1 rRNA gene is annotated in these 552 nt (G+C 53.8%); it reads right to left on the bottom strand.

The features are described from left to right. A 23S ribosomal RNA gene (locus SB751_RS28060) occupies nucleotides 1-552 on the bottom strand; the annotation flags it as partial.

Raw genomic sequence — 552 nt, 5'->3', positions numbered from 1 at the left:
GGCATTCGGAGTTTGACTGAATTCGGTAACCCGGTAGGGGCCCCTAGTCCAATCAGTGCTCTACCTCCGAGACTCTTACCTTGAGGCTAGCCCTAAAGCTATTTCGGAGAGAACCAGCTATCTCCAGGTTCGATTGGCATTTCACCCCTACCCACACCTCATCCCCGCACTTTTCAACGTGCGTGGGTTCGGTCCTCCATTCAGTGTTACCTGAACTTCACCCTGGACATGGGTAGATCACCTGGTTTCGGGTCTACGACCACGTACTCAATTCGCCCTATTCAGACTCGCTTTCGCTGCGGCTCCGCATCTTCTGCTTAACCTTGCACGGGATCGTAACTCGCCGGTTCATTCTACAAAAGGCACGCCATCACCCGTTAACGGGCTCTGACTACTTGTAGGCACACGGTTTCAGGATCTCTTTCACTCCCCTTCCGGGGTGCTTTTCACCTTTCCCTCACGGTACTGGTTCACTATCGGTCACTAGGGCGTATTTAGCCTTGGGAGATGGTCCTCCCGGATTCCGACGGAATTTCACGTGTTCCGCCGTAC

It is taken from the genome of Cupriavidus sp. SIMBA_020, from assembly GCF_046535395.1.
In the GTDB taxonomy this organism is placed as follows: Bacteria; Pseudomonadota; Gammaproteobacteria; order Burkholderiales; family Burkholderiaceae; genus Cupriavidus; species Cupriavidus campinensis.
This window is presented reverse-complemented; position numbering and strand designations above follow the sequence as displayed.